The sequence below is a fragment of the Methylocystis sp. L43 genome (assembly GCF_015709525.1).
Lineage (GTDB): Bacteria > Pseudomonadota > Alphaproteobacteria > Rhizobiales > Beijerinckiaceae > Methylocystis.
The window spans coordinates 16,470-33,202 of sequence record NZ_JADNRA010000033.1 but is presented as its reverse complement, the minus strand read 5'-3'; the positions used below and the strand labels follow the sequence as shown (position 1 = coordinate 33,202).

The following is a 16,733-nucleotide window of genomic DNA, read 5'->3' as shown; positions in this document are numbered from 1 at the left end:
GGGCGCAGAGAGCCGCGTCATGCTCGCCGGCGCCGGCATGCATCGTCGGCGCGAGTTCTTCGCGCCGACGCCTCGTTTCGTTACCGCGCCGTCCCGGTGATACGCGGCAGAACCTGGAACTGGTGGAACGGCGGCGGCGAAGACAGAGTCCATTCCAGCGTCGTTGCGCCCACGCCCCAAGGATTGGCGCCGGCCAGCCGCTTCTTCATGAAGGCCTCAATGATCGCGTAGAACCAGACGATCAGCGAGAGCGTGACGAAGATCATGCCGGAAGACGACACCAGATTCCACAGCGCGTAAGCGTCCGGATAGTCGATGTAGCGGCGCGGCATCCCGCCCAGTCCGAGGAAGTGCTGGGGGAAGAACACGATGTTGACGCCGATGAACAGCAGCCAGAAGTTCGCCTTGGCCAGAGTTTCCGAATACATGTAGCCGGTCATTTTGGGGAACCAATAATAGAACCCCGCATAGAGCGCGAAGACCGCGCCGAGCGACAGCGTGTAGTGGAAGTGGGCGACGACATAGTAGCCCTCGTGGAACTGCTTGTCGGCGCTGGCGTTGGCGAGCACGACGCCGGTGATGCCGCCCATCGTGAACACGAAGATGAAGCCGATCGCCCAGACCATCGGCGCGCGGAACGAGATCGACCCGCCCCACATCGTCGCGATCCAGGAGAAGATCTTGATGCCGGTCGGGACCGCGATCACCATGGTCGCCAGCGTGAAGTAGCGCTGCGCATTGAGCGACAGGCCGACCGTATACATGTGGTGCGCCCACACGATGCTGCCGAGCACGCCGATGCTGACCATCGCATAGGCCATGCCGAGATAGCCGAACACCGGCTTCTTCGAGAAGGTCGACACGATCTGGCTGATGATGCCGAAGCCGGGAAGAATGACGATGTAGACTTCCGGATGGCCGAAGAACCACAGCAGATGCTGGAACAGCAGCGGATCGCCGCCGCCCGCTGGGTCATAGAACATCGTGCCGAAGTTACGGTCGGTGAGCAGCATCGTCACGCAACCCGCAAGCACCGGCAGCACGAGCAGCAGCAGGAAGGCGGTCACGAGGATCGACCACACGAACAGCGGCATCTTGTGCAGCGTCATGCCGGGCGCGCGCATGTTGAAGATCGTCGTGATGAAGTTGATCGCGCCGAGGATCGACGAAGCGCCGGCGAGATGCAGCGCCAGAATCACGAAATCCATCGCCGGGCCAGGCGAGCCGGTGTTCGACGAGAGCGGCGGATAGAAGGTCCAGCCGCCGCCGAAGCCCTTCATGCCCGGCGCGCCTTCGACGAACATCGAAATGACGGCGAGCACGAGCGAGGAGAAGAGCAGCCAGAACGAGATGTTGTTGAGGCGCGGAAAGGCCATGTCCGGCGCTCCGATCATGATCGGCACGAACCAGTTGCCGAAGCCGCCGATGAGGATCGGCATGGCCATGAAGAAGATCATGAGCACGCCATGGACCGTGATGAATACGTTGTAGAGGTTCTTGCCCGCATCCAGCGCCATCGACGGATCGGCACCCTGGAGCGCTTCCGCGAGACCCGGAAAAATCTGCACGCCGGGATACGCCAGCTCGAGCCGCATGCCGAGCGACAGCAGGAAGCCGATGACGCCGCCGACCGAGCCGAGGATGATGTAGAGCGTGCCGATGTCTTTGTGGTTGGTGGAGAAGAGGAAGCGGCGCAAACCCCTCGGATGATCATGCGCCCCGGCCATCGTCGAACTCGCCATCGTCATGTTCCTTAGAAAACTAGTGTGTTCCGTTGCGTCTCGTTTCAGCGGCTATTCAGTGGCTCTCGGCGGCGACTCGCACCCGCGAATCGGCGCTGGCGAACTTCTGCTTCGCCTCGGCAAGCCACTCATTGTATTTCTCGCGGCTGACCGCGCGGATCACGATCGGCATATAGGCGTGGTCCTTGCCGCAGATGAAGAAGCACTGGCCGTAGTAGACGCCTTCCTTCTCGATCTTGAACCAAGTCTGATTCAAACGACCGGGAATTGCGTCCATGCGAACGCCGAACGAAGGCACGCCGAACGCGTGGATGACGTCATTCGACGTGATGTGCACGGCGATGACCTCATTGACCGGCACAACCGCCTCATTGTCGACGGACAGCAGACGAAGATCGCCGGGCTGGAGTTCGGATTCCGGCTTCAGCATCTGATCGAAGCCAAAGCCGCCGCCCTGATCTTCCGGATACTTATAGGACCAATACCACTGGTTGCCGGTCACTTTGATCGTGACGGACGCCTCCGGCACCTCAACCTGCTCCGCCAGCAGTCGCAGCGACGGAACTGAGATGAACAGAAGGATCAGGACCGGGATCAAGGTCCAGACGATTTCGAGCGGCGTGTTGTGCGTCAGCTTCGAGGGAATCGGGTTCTTCTGCTCGTTGAAGCGATAGCTGACATAGACCAGCAAGCCCAGAACGAAGAGCGCGATGAACGAAATGATCGGCATCAGCACCATGTTGTAGAATTGCTGAGTGCCCAGGCCGACCGGCGTCACCATGTTCGGCAGGCCGAGGCCGCCCGGGGTGGGCTGCCCTTCAACTTGTGCGAGGGCGAAGCCGGCGAACAAAGTCGCGGGAATCGCCACGGCGGCCGCCAATGCGCCACGCGTCAGCATCTGTCGATTGACGTTAAACATTAAAGCCGCCTTTCGAACCCTTCGCCAGACAGTCGTTGTTCTTTTTGTGATTTCCGCGCGCAGCCCGCCCAAAGCCCGCCCCGCTCGGTAGTCGGCCGGTTCAATCACAAACCGTCGGTCCGCGCAATTGTTGCAACGCCAGATTCGACAGACAAATCGTCGCGTCAAAGCGATTGCCAAACAATGCGGCGCGAACGCCGACGACCTTGACAGTTGAAGTCCATTTGATAGGCAACGGCATGTCGCGCTGGACGGCCCGCGGCGATCGGCCACTTTCCCTGCGTCACGAAATTGGAACGGCAACGGCGCCGTCCGCTAGGAGCCATCATGAAGCCCTTGCGCGCTGCGAAAACGCCTCGCCTGTTGCGACATCAGGTCGCGGCGGCGGCCTCATTGCTCTTGCTCGCCGTGGGCGTCAACGCCAGCCATGCGCAAGGCGGCCCCGCCAAGGCCAAATTCGGCGATTGGGAATTACGCTGCGAGAAACCCGCGGGCGCGTCGGCGGAACAATGCGCGCTGATCCAAAGCGTCGTCGCCGAGGATAAGAGCAACGTCAACCTCGTCGTCATCGTCTTGAAGACGAGCGACGGCAAGAGCCGTCTGCTGCGTGTGATCGCCCCGCTCGGCGTGCTCCTGCCCAGCGGTCTCGGCTTGAAAATCGACCAAACCGACGTCGGCCGCGCCGGCTTCGTTAAATGTCTGCCGACGGGCTGCGTCGCCGAGGTGATGATGGACGACAAGCTCATCGATCAGCTGAAGAGCGGCAAGACCGCGACCTTCATCATTCACCAGGTTCCGGAAGAAGGCATAGGACTGCCGCTGACTCTGCAGGGATTCAAGGATGGATTCGCAAAGCTGCCGTAACGTTTGCTCGAAACGCCCGGTGGGCAAGCCCTCTAGAGCTGCGCAGAGTCGCCTGGCCATTGCTGTTTCAGCATCGATCGCGCTCACGCCCGTGGCGGCGGCCTTCGAACTGCCGAGGCTTCGCGTGCCGAGCATCTTCGGCGGCGAGGAACAAAAAGAGGGGCAGCCGGCGCCGCCCGGCGCAACGCCCGATTGTCCCGAAGTCTTCGTCGAAAGCGGCGCGGCCATGCTGCGCTCGCCGCCGGACGCCGACGGCGCCAATGTGCGCTATCAGCTTTCGCTTGGCGAGACGGCGCGCGAATGCGTGGTCGACGGCGACCGTCTGACGATCAGAGTGGGCCTCGAAGGCTCCGCCGTGCTCGGCGCGCTCGGTCAACCTGGCGCCTTTGGCGCCAATCTGCGGGTGGCGATTCGCCGTCTGAAAGACGATACGCTCGTCGCCTCAAAGACCTATCGCGTTAGCGCCTCAATCCCAAAAGGCGGAACGCGGGGCGAATTTCAAGTCGTCGCCGATCCGTTCACGGTGCCTCTCATGAGCCCGCGCGCCCAGGACGATTACGAAATTCTGGTCGGCTTTACCCAGGGCGCAGAAAAGCCCGCGGCCGAGAAAAAGCGCAAGGGCGGCTAGAGCAGGCTCCGAAATAGTTCAAAGTGCTTTTCGATAAGAACCTGCTCAAGCATTTGATTTTGAGCGATGGCTTATCGACCACATGATGCCATGCGATCGATAAGCGCTCTATGCCGCCCGTCTCATCAGTGTGCGAGCGACTTCAGTTCCTTGATGCCGTCGCCGACGAAATCCTTGCCAGCGCCCGCGCCAGTCGAGAGCGCACGCTCGGCGATCCTGACCGCGGCGTCCGCGGCGGCGGCGCGCACTTCCGCCGAGGCCTGCGCCTCCGCCTGAGCGATCTTCTGCTCGACCTGCTTGACGCTGCGGTCCATGAATTCGCCGAGCCGACGACGCCCCTCGGCGGCGATCAATTCGGCCTCTTCCTTCGCCTGCGCGACGATGGCTTTGGCTTCGGCTTCCGCTTCCGCCCGCTTCTGTTCGAAGGACGCGAGGAGCGCCTCCGCTTCGTTGCGCAGGCGTTCGGCTTCGGCGAGTTCGCCCTTGATGCGGTTGATGCGCGCATCGATGAAGGCGGCGAACTTCGAGTGTGCGCCGACCCAAACCATCACGAGAACGAAGATCGTGAAGCCGACGGCGACGTAGAATTCCGCGTCGAAATGCATTGAGCCTCTCCTCAGTTCGACGATGTCGCGTGCTTGGCGAGCGCGGCCTGGTCGATTTTAGCGCCGGTCAGCTTCTCGACGATGGAGGCGGCGGCGTCGACGGCGATCTGCTCGACATTGGCCAAGGCCTGCGTCTTTGCGCTCGCGATGCGCTCGTCGGCGGCGCGGATCTTCTCCGCGGCCTGCGATTCGGCGAGCGCGCGCTGCCTTGCGGTCTCAGCGGCGATCTTGTGCTGCGCCTCGCGGCCGATGCCTTGCGCCTCGTCACGGCGGCGACGAAGGTTTTCATCATTCGCGGCGGCGGCGGCCTGCGCCTTCGACTGCATCTCGCGCGCGGCGCCGAGATCTGAAGCGATCTTGGCGCCCCGGTTCTCGATGATGCCGCCGACGCGCGGAAGCGCGATGCGCGACATCAGCACGTAGAGCAGTCCGAAAATCACCACGAGCCAGAAGATCTGCGGCGCGAAATTTTCGGTCTGGAAGGGCGGAAAGACGCCCTCATGATGCGCCTCGCCGGCGCCGACGGTCTCGTGCGTCGTCTGCTCGCCCTCAGCGGCGAAAGCGGAAGAGATGATCGCCATGGACATGATCCAAGTCTCGGACAAGGGCCGCGCGGCGGCCGCGCGGCGCATGAGAAAATGCGCCCGGCCGCAAGGCCGGACGCGAAACGTCACTGCTTCAGGAAGAGCAGGATGGCGATCAGAAAGGCGAAGATGCCCAGGCCTTCGGCAAGCGCCGCGCCGATGATGGCGTTGGTGAACTGGGAAGCGGCCGCCGACGGGTTGCGCAGGGCGCCGTTGACGAAATTGCCGAAAATAATGCCGACGCCGATCGCCGCAGCGCCGGTGCCGATCGCCGCCAGTCCGGCGCCGACGAGTTGCATTTCTGACATATCTTTCTCCTGCTGAATGGGGCGACGTTTATTGTTCGATTTTTATCAGTGGCCCGGGTGAATTGCGTCGTTCAGATAGACGCATGTGAGAACGCTGAAGACGAACGCCTGCAGACAGGCGACGAGCAGCTCGAGCGCATAGAGCGCGACGATCGCCAGGATCGGCACGGGCGCGAGCGCCGCCCAGACGCCGGCCCCGAGCAGCATCACCACGAAGCCGCCGAACACGGCGAGGGTGATGTGGCCGGCGAGGATATTGGCGAAGAGACGGACGGAAAGCGACACCGGCCGCGAGAGGAAGGAGATGATCTCGATCGGCACCAGCACGACGAGCACGGGCAGCGGCACGCCATGGGGCACGAAAAGGTTGAGGAAGCCGAAGCCGTGGCGATAGAGGCCGTAAACGACCACGAGCGTGATCACCACGATCGCGAAGGCGAAGGTGACGACGATCTGGCTCGTCACCGAATAGCTGTAGGGAACAAGCCCGATCAGATTGGCGATGAGAATGAAGGCGAAAAGCGTGAAGACGAAGGGAAAGAACTTCATCCCTTCCGTCCCGGCGGTCTGACGCACCATGCCGGCGACGAATTCATAGAGCATCTCTGCCATGGCCTGCACGCGGCCGGGCACGATCGCCTTCTTGGAGGTCGCGAGGATCATCAGCGCGACGACGCCGAGCGCGGCGAGCAACATGAACAGCGAGGCGTTGGTGAAGGACGTCTCGACGCCGTTGATCTCGAAGGGCCACAGTCGATGCAGTTCGAACTGCTCGATGGGATTGGGCTTTGCGGCTGCTTCTTCCGGATTCATCGCTTTTTCCGGGCGTCGCCGCCCGGCCCCGCTTGGCGCTAGGACGCGCCTTCGTGTTCCCTAGAGCGCCTCCCGATCACATCGAATCATGTGATCGATAGGAATCTCTCAAAATCAAAACGTCGGAGCAGGTTCTCATCGAACCTGCTCTACTCCTCGCCCGGCGCTTTCGGCTTCGCCACGCGATAGACATTCCAAAACCCCGCCGCGACGCCCAGTCCGAGCATCACGATCAGAAGCCACGGCGTCGTGCCAAGCCACTGATCTGCCTGCCAGCCGATAAAGGCGCTGACCAACACCGCCCCGACGAATTCGGAGAAAGCGTTGAGGCCGACGCGCATGGCGCGCGTGAAGCCCTTGCGCTCCGTCCGCGGCGCCGCTTCGGCGGCGGCCTGCTCTTCATCGACCTTGCGCAAGGCCGCGTTGAGCTTTTGAAGCCGCGCGTTGAGCGCCGCGCGCTCCGCGTCTTCCGCGTCGTCGTCGTTCTCGTCGCTCATCGGCGTTGTTCGCCTCGCAGATTGCGCCACACGCAAAAATTGAACGATGGCGCGACGCCGCGCGACGGAAAAGTCGAACCGTTCGGGAGACGGCGCGAAATTCTCGGCTTTGCGGCCAATCCTTTCGAGCCGCGCGCAACATATTTCCGGTCTTTCATTTAGTCAAGGCGAGGTTAGATAACATAACAGACTGAAATAAAAGCATGTTTGTCGGAGCGGACCCATCTGCTCTCCAACGAGGCGCCGCGGCGCGTCAATTTGCCGGAGCTCGGGCGCACGGAACTGTGACAGAGGGAAGTCTGTTACGCTTTTATGACGCTTCCCTTGCGATCCCTGGCGCCGCTGATCGGCTTCGTGCTTTTGCTGCTCGCGCCGAGCCTCGCGATCGCGGGCGGCGCGCTCTCATTCCAAATCCGCTTCGAAGCGCTGCTCGCCGTTTCCGGCCTTTGCATCGCGGCCTGCGTGCTCGGCGGATATTCCTTCGCTGAACTCGGTCTGGGCGCGCCAAGAGGCGGTCGCGCCTGGCTCATTTGCGGCGCGCTGACCTGCCTTCTTCTGACGGGAATCGTCATCGAGTCGCAGTTCCTGAACCACTCGGCCGCTGAGCCGAACTGGGTCGCCTTCGCGCCCTTCTATGTGCTCGTCTCGAGCCCCTGCCAAGAGGTCGTCTGCCGCTCGGTCCCCAAGCTGATCGCCGATCGGCTGCAGATGAGCGGACGCAATTACGTGCTGTTCTCCTCGGCGGTTTTTTCGCTGATGCACGGGGCCTATGGCGATCCCGTCCTGCTCGCCAACACCTTTCTGGCCGGCGTCGCGTGGAGCACGGCGTATCTTTTCACGCGCAACGTCTGGCCGCTGACCGCCTCTCACGCCGCCGTCGGCTCATTCGCGTTCTGGATCGGGGTCGCCTGATCGTCCGGGCGCGGTCCGACGAAGATCGCCGCGCGCAGCAGCAGCCACAACACACAGGCGTTCAGCATATGCCACAGAACATGCGCGCCGAGCGGAAAGGCGGGACAGATCACGCGGTCGATCGTTCGAAAGACCAGCGAGATTGCGAAAAGCAGCGCGGCGGCGGCAAGTGTGCGCCCCGTCTCGCGCCTCGACGTCCACAGCAGCGCGGCGAAAATCGCCAGCGCCGCGAGCGCCGGCAGATAGCCGACCGAACCGTTCAGCGCGTCAACTGTCGTTGCAAAAAATGAAAGCGCCGCGAAGCCGAGCGTGATCGCCGTCGCCCAAACGATCGACAGACGGAAGTAACGGCGAAGCGCCAGCAGAAAATAGCCATAGATGAAGATCGCGATCGGAACGACGTCGAGCAGCATGGCGCCGCGCGTCGCGACGGTATGGAAGATGAAGCTGCCGACGCCGACCGACGCCGTGACGATGATGAGCGCGAGCGCAGGATAATCCGCCCCGCCCCGCCTGCGCCAAAGAAGGAAAGCGGATGCTGCCGCGAGGACGAAGGCGAAATTGCTGAGCGCATTCGCCGGCTCCGCCCAGAAGGCCGAACTCTGCCTTTCGCAATAATCCATTACCGGCGCGCGCCAATCCATGAACGGTTCTTGCAAGTCAATTGCAACGACTGAAAGACAACTTCGGAGAAAAGGCCGGAGGAAAATATCGCGAGTAGAGGACGGGGTCACCGCAACGCAGTCGACGACTGTCTGCGGCTTGGCAAAGAAAAGAAAGCGCACAAAAGCTGATTTGGCGACAAACTCTTGGGAATTCACTTTATTGCTGTAGACCGGGTGCGCCCCAACGGCTAAGTTGCGCGCGCAAAGACCTCATGAAAGTGCGGCCTATGCCACAATTTATTGGGCGGACGGCTATGGATCTTTCAGCTTGCGATAGAGAACCCATCCACATATCCGGCGCGATCCAGCCGCATGGAGTTTTGCTCGCGCTCGACCCTGATCAGATGACCGTCGTCCAGGTCGCAGGCGACACAATGGGGCTTTTCGGCGCGCCACCTGACGCGTTGCTCGGCCAGAGTTTGGAGGCACGCCTCGGCTCGGTTGCGGCGACCAAACTCTGCCGACTCATCGACGAAGCGATCGTCATTCCACGTCCTCTGCTGGTGTTCGAGACGTCTATTGGCGTTTCGCGAATGGCGCTCGATGGCGTCGTGCATATCTCCGAGGGATTGATCATCATTGAACTCGAGCCGCAGCGCTCGGGGTTCGAGCGCGAGCCTTTAGCGCTCGTGCAGCGCATGATCGCCAACTGCACCGCAACGGAGACGATTTCGAAGTTCGTCTCATCCGTGGCCGAAGAAGTTTTCAAAGCCACCGGCTTCGACCGCGTGATGGTCTATCAATTTCTGCAAGACGGGTCGGGAAGCGTTATTGCGGAGTCGCGCGCCGAAGGCGTCGACTCGTTTCTCGGGCTTCGATATCCTGCGTCTGATGTTCCGCAGCAGGCGCGACGGCTTTATGTCGCCAATTGGTTGCGATTGATTCCCGACGTAGATTACACGCCAGCGCCGCTCATTCCGGCTGACAACCCGAAAACCGGCCGGCCGCTCGATTTGAGCCACAGCGTTCTGCGCAGCGTCTCGCCCATCCATGTCCAGTATTTGAAGAACATGGGCGTGCAGGCTTCCATGTCAATGTCAATCGTGATCGACGGGGAGTTGTGGGGCTTGATCGCCTGCCATGACTACTCCCCGCATTTTTTAGACACGCGGTTGCGCGCAGCCTGCGAATTGTTTTCGCAAGTCGCTTCCCTTCAGCTCCAGGAGAAGATCGCATCAGAGCTGGCGGGAGCGCGCGTGAAAGCTGGAGAGATCGAGCGCGCGATTGTCACATCGATGGCGCGAAAAGGCTTCAACGACGCGCTGATTTCCAGTCCGCCGAATCTGTTGGATCTCATCCCAGCGAATGGTTGCGCGATCTTTGTCGATGAAAAATTGACGAGCATTGGCGACGTGCCTTCTGAAAAGCAGATTATGTCGCTGATCCATTGGCTCGACGCCAATGGGCAAGATGGCGTTTTCGTCAGCGAATCTCTTGCTGTGCTGTTTGCGCCAGCAGAAGACTTTCGTCAGGTCGGCTCCGGGGTGCTCGCGATATCCGTTTCGCGGACGCCAAGGGATTACGTGATCTGGTTCAGACCGGAAGTCACGGAAATCGTGAAATGGGCTGGAAACCCGGAAAAGCCCGTTCAGCCCTCGTCCGATGGCGAGACGCTGTCGCCCCGCGCCTCCTTCACGGCCTGGGAACAAATGGTGCGCCTGAAGTCGGAGCCTTGGACCGGAAGGGAAGTGGAATCCGCCAAGGCGCTGCGCACATCGATTATGGAGGTTATTCTTCGCACGCTCGATGAAGCTTTGCGGGAGCGTCATGCAGCGAAAGCCCGTCAAGACATGTTGATGGCCGAACTCGACCATCGGGTGAAAAACACGATCGCCGTCATCCAGTCGCTCGTTCGATTCACGTCACGGTCGGCGGTCTCGCTCGAAGCGTTTCAGGAGGATTTGCAAAATCGGCTGTTCTCCATGGCGCGGATGCAAACTCTCTTGACCGAAAGCAGGTGGGAAGGAGTGTCCATCAAGGCATTGGTCGAATCGGAGCTCGAGACTCTTCCTTCGGATTGTTGCCGGGTCACAGGCGACCCTGTGGTGCTCAAACCAAAGGCGGCGCTCGCCATCAGCCTTGCCATTCACGAACTCGCCACGAATGCGCAGAAGTATGGATCTCTCTCGATCCCGGGCGGGCTCGTCAGCATCGACTGGGGCGCCGAAGAGAACAGCCCGGCGGAGTCTTTTGTCATTACATGGAAGGAGAGTGGCGGCCCGCGCGTTACACCGCCCACCAAAAAGGGCTTTGGACGGGTGCTGCTCGGCAAGGCCATCGCGCTCGATCTACAGGGCGCCGTCGAGCTTACGTTCGACCCCGAGGGCGTGGAATGTCGCTTGTCGATGCCGCTCACTCAGATCGCGCGGCGAGATGAGCCGCTCGACAAGAAGAAAGGCGTGCACGTCGCGCCCGCGACCCTCGCAGCGTGCGACAACGCGCGCGTGCTTGTTGTTGAAGACTCCGGTCTAGTGGCGCTGAATGTGTGCGAACTGCTTCGCATGCATAAAATGGTCCCGGTCGGACCCTTCGGAATGATTCGAGAGTCTTTACGCGCGCTCGACGTCGAAAATTTCGATGTCGCTCTGCTAGATATCGATCTCAACGGCGAGCCAGCTTGGCCGATCGCAGACGCGTTGAAGGATGCGGGGAGGCCGTTCGTTTTCACGACCGCTTACGACACCGATATGCTCATTCCTGCCCGATTCGCCGCCATACCCGTGGTCAACAAGCCCTACTCGGACCAACGATTATTGGAGACGCTGTCCAGGGCTTTAACGCCAAGACCCGGCAATTGAGATAGGGTGTGGGGCCTGCTCGGGCGGCGCTGTTTTCGTTCGGGCAGCTCGTGACCACATGTGGTTTCGCTGGCGTCCGTCGATGCGCGGGCGGCTCTTTTCAATTTGATCGCCACCGACGACGATCTCCACCCTCCCCTCGAGGGGGAGGGTCGAAACGCGAAGCGTTTCGGGGTGGGGTGGCTTACGGATAAATGCATAAAATAAAGCGCACTAAATTGGCGCGCGCCATAAGCAATCATCGGAGAAGGGCTTCACCCCACCCCGCGCCTTCGGCGCGACCCTCCCCCTCAAGGGGAGGGTGTTACGCTTTCTCCCCCGGCAGCGTCGTCGACTCGCCCAGCGTATCTCGCACATAGAGCTTGATCACCGCGACATAGATGACCACCGTCAGCGGCGCGGCGAAGATCGTGGCGCCCAATCCGAACAGCGTGCCGAACAGCGCGATCGAAATCAGCATGAGCGCCGGCGGCACGCGCACCAATTGCCGCTGGATGAGCGGCATGATCATGTTGCCGTCGAGCTGATGAATGGCGAGATAGGCGAGGATCGTCCAAAGCATCGTATAGGGGCCGATCGTCGCCGCGACCGCCACTGAGGGAAAGATCGCCAGAATCGGCCCGATATAGGGGATGAATTCCGAGAGCCCCGATATGGCGCCAAGCGCGAAAGGCGAAGGCAGGCCGATGAGCCAGACCGCCACGCGGGCCATGACGCCCATCGTGACCATTTCAATCATCTGACCGAGCAGCCAGCGGCGCAGCGCGGTGGAGACGTGACCGAGCGTTTCGCGCGCTCTATTGCGCCAGCGCGGCGCAAACAGCAGCGTGAAGCCTTCGCTGTAGAGCGCCGGTTCGCTCGCGATGAAGACACCGGCGAAAAAAGCCACGAGTCCGCCAAGAACGGCCTCGATGCTGACGGTGAACGAACGTCCGATCAGACCGGACAGCGAAATATTTTCGCCGAAGGAGGACGGCAGATAGTCGGAGAGTCCTGATCGGGTGATTTCGAGCGAGATCGCGTCCGCCGTCTGCTCGGCGCGGCGCAACACGTCGTGAAACTCGCCAGCCATCGTACGGCCGAAGAGATAGAAGGTCCCACCGATGATCGAGGCGATCAGCAGGCCCGAAAGCGTGAGCGCCACGCCGCGCGGCAGGCGGAGCTTGAGAAACGGCGTTGCGACGAGATGAATGAGCGTTGCGACGAGCACCGCGCCTGTCGCAAGGACGATGACGTCGAAGAGCAGCCAGATGAGAAACGGCGCCAGGGCAAGCGAAACGAAAATCGCCGAGCGCAGAACAAATTCGCTTCTGGTCATGTCAGCGTCGTCCGATCATTCGATTTTTGTTCAAACCGCTCGCAGGTCATTCTCGACGCGCGTCTTGCGCGCGATCGGGAATCCAGAAGCAAAACCAGCATTTCTGGATCGGCTCTGGATTCCCGGTCAGGCCTTCGGCCTGCCGGGAATGACGGCGTTGCGAACAGATCAACCGAAATTGGGCGTCACGCGTTCGCGCCCAAGCAGAGGCCAAGCGCGTCCTCGTCCGCGACATTTAGGGCGCCTAGAACGATCTCAAATCCTCAACTCGCCAGCGCGAACTTTTCCGCCTGCTCCAGATCGACCGAGACGAGCTGCGAGATGCCGCGCTCGGCTTGCGTCACGCCGAACAGCCGGTCCATGCGCGCCATGGTGATCGGATTATGGGTGATGGTGACGAAGCGCGTGTCGGTCTTCTTGCGCATCTCCTCGAGGAGATCGCAGAAACGCTCGACATTGCTGTCGTCGAGCGGCGCGTCGACCTCGTCGAGCACGCAGATCGGCGATGGATTGGTGAGGAAGACCGCGAAAATCAACGACATGGCGGTCAGCGCCTGCTCGCCGCCGGAAAGCAGCGTCATCGTCGTCGGCTTCTTGCCGGGTGGGCGCGCGAGAATGTCGAGGCCAGCCTCAAGCGGATCGTCGCTTTCGACGAGCTGCAATTCCGCCGCGCCGCCGTCGAACAGCAGCGTGAACAGCTCCTTGAAGTGCGCGTTGACCTTGTCGAAGGCGGCGAGCATGCGCTCGCGCCCCTCCTTGTTGAGACTCGCGATCGCGGCGCGCAATTTCTTGATCGCCTCCGAAAGATCGTCGCGCTCGGCGATCATCTTTTCGCGCTGCGTCTCGACCTCGGTGAGTTCGTCCTCGGCGCGCAGATTGACGGCGCCGAGCCGTTCGCGGTCGGCGCGCAAATTCTCCAGCCGCCGTTCGATGTCCGCAATCTCCGGCAGATCGTCGCCGTCTTTGACCTCGGCGAGCTGGGCGAGCGCTTGCGGCGTCGATTCAAGATCATGCGCGATGGCGCGCTCGACGTCGGCGACGCGCTGGCGCGCGGCCTCGAGCTGCGCCTCGCTGCGCGCCATTTCTTCGCGCGCGGCGCTCATCGCCTCGAGGGCGGCGCGGGCGGCGCGGTCGCCGTCGGCGAGCCGCGTTTCGGCGCTGGCGCGCGCGTCGGATGCATCGCGGCGCGCCGCCTCGGCCTCTTCGAGGGCGTTCATCAGCGCGCGGCGCTGGCCGATGAAGGCGTCGGGCGCGTCGCCTAAGCGCGCGTTTTCCTCTTGCGCCGTCGCCAGCCGCTCTTCCAGCTCGCCGATGCGGTCCTGCGCACGATCGCGCCGCTCCGCCCATGACGAAGTTTCGCGCGCGATCGCCGCGAGCCGCGACGCGCGCGCCGCTCTTTCGTGGCGCAGGGAGGCGACCGCGGCCCGCGCCTCGCCGGCCTGTGCGCGCTCGGCCATGGCGCGGCCGCGCAAATTCTCCAAAGCGCCGGCGAGAAAGGCCGGCTCCTCAAGCTGGTCGAGCGCCTGCGTCACGCTTGCACGCTTCTGCGCGGCCTCGTCGCGATTCGCGAGCGTCCGCGCCTTGGCTTCCTGCAGCGCCGACAGGCGCTGGGCGATCTGCGCCTGACGGCGCTCCGCCGTCGAATGGCGTTCGCGCGCTTCCTCCAGGCGGACGCGGGCGCGGCGATGCGCGTCGCGCGCCTCCGCTTCGGCCTGGGCGGCCGCTCGCGCGGCCTCGCGCGCGGCGTTCAGGGCTTGCGTCAGCGCATCGGCGGCGGTGCGCGCGGCGGCGGCTTCGACGCGCAGATCGGCGAGCCGGTTCTTCTCGGCGAGGCGGCGCGCGGCGGCGGTCGGCGCCTCGGCGGCCTGGGTGAAGCCGTCCCAGCGCCACAGATCGCCTTCTTTGGAGACGAGCCGCTGGCCGGGCTTTAGAAGCTTGCGCAGGCTCTCGCCCTCGGTGCGCAGCACGACGCCGATCTGCGCGAGCCGACGGCGCAGCGCCGGCGGCGCGTCCACAAGCGCGGCGAGCGCGCGCACGCCATTGGGCAAAGCCGGATCGCCCTCCCCGGGCGTCACCGACCAATGCGCCGGCGCTGAATCGTCGGCCGAGGCGTCAAGATCGTCGCCGAGCGCGGCGCCCAGCGCGGTCTCATAGCCTTTTTCGACGGTCATGCTCTCGACGACCGGCGCCCAGAGGCCGCCGGAGCCGGTTTGCAGCAAATGTTCGAGCGTGCGGATTTCGGTCTCAAGCTGCTGGGCGCGCAGCGCCGCCGGCTCCAGCGGCGTGCGGGCGGCGGCCTCGGCGTCGCGCGCCCGCCGCGTGGCGGCCTCGGTCTCCTGCGTCGCTTCTTCGGCGGCGCGCGCGTCCTGCGCCGCCTGTTCAAACGCCTGGGCGAGACGCTCGACCTCGTCGGCGCCGCCGCCCTGCCCGGCGATCAGCGCAAATTCCGTCTCGATGCGGGTCAGCTCCGCCTCGAAGCGCGCGACCCGCTGATTTTCGTCGCGGAGCGCCGCTTCGAGCGCCGACCGCTTGGCGTTGACGCCGGCGAGCTGCTCCTGCGCGCTCGCCAGCTCGGCCTCGGTCGCCGCCAGCGCCGCTTCGATGTCGATCAGCCGCGCTTGCGCCTCAGTCTCGCGGCCGGCGTCGTGGGCGTCGCCGCCTTGCAGCTCGCCGCGCTCGTCCTCAAGCCGCTGCGCGACCTCGGCCGCGTCCTGAATCAGCGCGCGTTCGCGCTCGAGATCACGGCCGAACTGCTCGATATGCCGCTGCAGCTCGGCGATTCGCTGCTTGGCGCGCTGCTCGTCGGCCTCGAGCGCCTGACGCGCGACGACAAGCCGATGCAGCGCCGCGCCGGCCTCGGCCTCCTTCTCGCGCAGTGGCGGCAGCTCATGCGCGGCGACCGCCTGAAACTTCGCCGCCTCCGCCTGCTCCAGCGTCCGCTCCTGCACGCTGCGCCGGCCGGCGTCGAGCTTCTCGGCGGCGCCCTGCAGCTGCTGTGCGGCGAGCTGATAGGCGAGAAGCGCCGCCAGCGCCTCATTCTTGCGGATCTGCGCCGCGAGCCCGCGGTATTTGGTGGCCTGGCGCGCCTGCCGCTTCAAGCTGTCGGCCTGGCTGTCGACCTGCTTCAACACGTCTTCGAGGCGCGTGAGATTTTCCGACGCGGCGTTCAGACGCAGCTCAGCTTCGTGCCGGCGCGAATGCAGCCCGGCGACGCCGGCGGCGTCTTCAAGGATGCGGCGGCGCGCCTGCGGCTTCGCCGAAATGATCTCGCCGATCTGGCCCTGGCGCACGAGCGAAGGCGAGCGCGCGCCGGTGGCGGCGTCGGCGAAGAGAAGCTGCACGTCGCGGGCGCGCACCTCGCGGCCGTTGATCCGGTAGGTCGAGCCCTGCTCGCGCTCGATTCGGCGCGTGACCTCGATCGCGTCGGCGTCGTTGAAGGCCGCCGGCGCGGTGCGCGACGAATTGTCGAGAACCAGCCCGACCTCGGCGAGATTGCGCGCCGGGCGCGAGCCGCCGCCCGAGAAAATCACGTCGTCCATCCCGGACGCGCGCATGTTTTTATAGGAGTTTTCGCCCATCACCCAGCGCAGGGCTTCGACGAGATTCGACTTGCCGCAGCCATTGGGGCCGACGACGCCGGTCAAGCCCGGCTCGATGAGGAAATCGGTCGGCTCGCAGAAGCTCTTGAAGCCCAGAAGGCGCAGGCGCTCGAATTTCATTGCCTAAAGACCGCCACAAACTGCAGGGGAAAGCAAGAAAACCGACGCGATATGTTGTGGGTAGGCTCTACCGAAGGGCGCTCCCGAGACGGATGCGCGTCGCATTCCGCCCCCGAATCACGATTTTCATTGCATCGCAGGATTGCGGCGGAAAAAATAGAAATGAGACTCGGTCTTAGGAGCGCTGGGCCAATGGCTTTCCTCGTCCTTCGAGACGCCTGCGCCGATCTCGGGTTTACCCGAGATCGGCATTTGAAGCCCAAGTCGGGCAAGCCCGACTTGGGTGCAGGCTCCTCAGGATGAGGAAATCCATCGCCCCCGCTGGATGGGAAGGCGATTGCTCCGCTAAGAACAGGGAACG

14 protein-coding genes are annotated in these 16,733 nt (G+C 63.2%); 4 read left to right on the top strand and 10 right to left on the bottom strand.

The window, feature by feature from the left end; all coding sequences use genetic code 11:
* Positions 1-80 precede the first annotated feature (80 nt).
* A complete protein-coding gene (gene ctaD, locus IYX23_RS13645) occupies positions 81-1,742 on the bottom strand; it encodes a cytochrome c oxidase subunit I (protein WP_196393309.1) in 1,662 nt (553 codons plus the stop codon).
* Positions 1,743-1,797: 55 nt separating this feature from the next.
* Positions 1,798-2,661 (bottom strand): cytochrome c oxidase subunit II, encoded by an 864-nt coding sequence (gene coxB, locus IYX23_RS13640; RefSeq protein WP_196393308.1) that lies wholly within the window; start codon positions 2,659-2,661, stop codon positions 1,798-1,800.
* A gap of 327 nt (positions 2,662-2,988) precedes the next feature.
* Between coxB and IYX23_RS13635 the strand changes: the two genes are divergently transcribed.
* Positions 2,989-3,525, top strand: coding sequence for an invasion associated locus B family protein (locus IYX23_RS13635; RefSeq protein ID WP_196393307.1), 537 nt, complete (start codon positions 2,989-2,991; stop codon positions 3,523-3,525).
* Positions 3,526-3,544: 19 nt separating this feature from the next.
* Positions 3,545-4,153: a hypothetical protein gene (locus IYX23_RS13630; RefSeq protein ID WP_196393306.1), complete on the top strand. Its 609-nt coding sequence runs from the start codon at positions 3,545-3,547 to the stop codon at positions 4,151-4,153.
* Positions 4,154-4,278: 125 nt separating this feature from the next.
* Here IYX23_RS13630 and IYX23_RS13625 read toward each other — a convergent pair whose 3' ends face one another.
* The 5 genes from IYX23_RS13625 to IYX23_RS13605 form a co-directional block, all read right to left on the bottom strand.
* On the bottom strand, positions 4,279-4,758 hold the full coding sequence (locus IYX23_RS13625; protein WP_196393305.1) for an ATP F0F1 synthase subunit B: 480 nt from the start codon (positions 4,756-4,758) through the stop codon (positions 4,279-4,281).
* 11 nt (positions 4,759-4,769) lie between these two features.
* Entirely contained in the window at positions 4,770-5,339 is a 570-nt protein-coding gene (locus IYX23_RS13620; RefSeq protein WP_246716793.1) for an ATPase, read from the bottom strand.
* A gap of 89 nt (positions 5,340-5,428) precedes the next feature.
* Positions 5,429-5,650, bottom strand: coding sequence for a F0F1 ATP synthase subunit C (locus IYX23_RS13615; protein WP_014892520.1), 222 nt, complete (start codon positions 5,648-5,650; stop codon positions 5,429-5,431).
* Positions 5,651-5,695: 45 nt separating this feature from the next.
* Positions 5,696-6,463 (bottom strand): F0F1 ATP synthase subunit A, encoded by a 768-nt coding sequence (locus tag IYX23_RS13610; RefSeq protein WP_196393303.1) that lies wholly within the window; start codon positions 6,461-6,463, stop codon positions 5,696-5,698.
* 149 nt (positions 6,464-6,612) lie between these two features.
* Positions 6,613-6,960 (bottom strand): AtpZ/AtpI family protein, encoded by a 348-nt coding sequence (locus tag IYX23_RS13605; protein WP_196393302.1) that lies wholly within the window; start codon positions 6,958-6,960, stop codon positions 6,613-6,615.
* Positions 6,961-7,272: 312 nt separating this feature from the next.
* On the opposite strand from IYX23_RS13605, the gene IYX23_RS13600 reads away from it, so the two are divergent.
* Positions 7,273-7,872 (top strand): CPBP family intramembrane glutamic endopeptidase, encoded by a 600-nt coding sequence (locus IYX23_RS13600; protein ID WP_196393301.1) that lies wholly within the window; start codon positions 7,273-7,275, stop codon positions 7,870-7,872.
* Here IYX23_RS13600 and IYX23_RS13595 read toward each other — a convergent pair.
* Positions 7,827-8,516 (bottom strand): ceramidase domain-containing protein, encoded by a 690-nt coding sequence (locus IYX23_RS13595; protein ID WP_196393300.1) that lies wholly within the window; start codon positions 8,514-8,516, stop codon positions 7,827-7,829. The genes IYX23_RS13600 and IYX23_RS13595 overlap by 46 nt on opposite strands.
* Positions 8,517-8,791: 275 nt before the next feature.
* On the opposite strand from IYX23_RS13595, the gene IYX23_RS13590 reads away from it, so the two are divergent.
* A complete protein-coding gene (locus IYX23_RS13590; RefSeq protein WP_196393299.1) occupies positions 8,792-11,335 on the top strand; it encodes an HWE histidine kinase domain-containing protein in 2,544 nt (847 codons plus the stop codon).
* Positions 11,336-11,639: 304 nt separating this feature from the next.
* On the opposite strand, the gene IYX23_RS13585 is transcribed toward IYX23_RS13590, so the two are convergent.
* Together IYX23_RS13585 and smc are read right to left on the bottom strand one after the other, a co-directional pair.
* A complete protein-coding gene (locus IYX23_RS13585; RefSeq protein ID WP_196393298.1) occupies positions 11,640-12,653 on the bottom strand; it encodes an AI-2E family transporter in 1,014 nt (337 codons plus the stop codon).
* Positions 12,654-12,916: 263 nt separating this feature from the next.
* Positions 12,917-16,372 carry a chromosome segregation protein SMC gene (smc, locus tag IYX23_RS13580; RefSeq protein ID WP_196393297.1) on the bottom strand — a complete coding sequence of 1,152 codons (3,456 nt, stop codon included), beginning with the start codon at positions 16,370-16,372 and terminating at the stop codon, positions 12,917-12,919.
* Between the last annotated feature and the right edge of the window lie 361 nt (positions 16,373-16,733).

Excerpts from the sequence above, each read along its gene's own strand:
- ctaD (WP_196393309.1), bottom strand. The coding sequence starts at position 1,742 with ATGGCGAGTTCGACGATGGCCGGGGCGCATGATCATCCGAGGGGTTTG.
- coxB (WP_196393308.1), bottom strand. The coding sequence starts at position 2,661 with ATGTTTAACGTCAATCGACAGATGCTGACGCGTGGCGCATTGGCGGCC.
- IYX23_RS13635 (WP_196393307.1), top strand. The coding sequence starts at position 2,989 with ATGAAGCCCTTGCGCGCTGCGAAAACGCCTCGCCTGTTGCGACATCAG.
- IYX23_RS13625 (WP_196393305.1), bottom strand. The coding sequence starts at position 4,758 with ATGCATTTCGACGCGGAATTCTACGTCGCCGTCGGCTTCACGATCTTC.
- IYX23_RS13620 (WP_246716793.1), bottom strand. The coding sequence starts at position 5,339 with ATGGCGATCATCTCTTCCGCTTTCGCCGCTGAGGGCGAGCAGACGACG.
- IYX23_RS13615 (WP_014892520.1), bottom strand. The coding sequence starts at position 5,650 with ATGTCAGAAATGCAACTCGTCGGCGCCGGACTGGCGGCGATCGGCACC.
- IYX23_RS13610 (WP_196393303.1), bottom strand. The coding sequence starts at position 6,463 with ATGAATCCGGAAGAAGCAGCCGCAAAGCCCAATCCCATCGAGCAGTTC.
- IYX23_RS13605 (WP_196393302.1), bottom strand. The coding sequence starts at position 6,960 with ATGAGCGACGAGAACGACGACGACGCGGAAGACGCGGAGCGCGCGGCG.
- IYX23_RS13600 (WP_196393301.1), top strand. The coding sequence starts at position 7,273 with ATGACGCTTCCCTTGCGATCCCTGGCGCCGCTGATCGGCTTCGTGCTT.
- IYX23_RS13595 (WP_196393300.1), bottom strand. The coding sequence starts at position 8,516 with ATGGATTGGCGCGCGCCGGTAATGGATTATTGCGAAAGGCAGAGTTCG.
- IYX23_RS13590 (WP_196393299.1), top strand. The coding sequence starts at position 8,792 with ATGGATCTTTCAGCTTGCGATAGAGAACCCATCCACATATCCGGCGCG.
- IYX23_RS13585 (WP_196393298.1), bottom strand. The coding sequence starts at position 12,653 with ATGACCAGAAGCGAATTTGTTCTGCGCTCGGCGATTTTCGTTTCGCTT.
- smc (WP_196393297.1), bottom strand. The coding sequence starts at position 16,372 with ATGAAATTCGAGCGCCTGCGCCTTCTGGGCTTCAAGAGCTTCTGCGAG.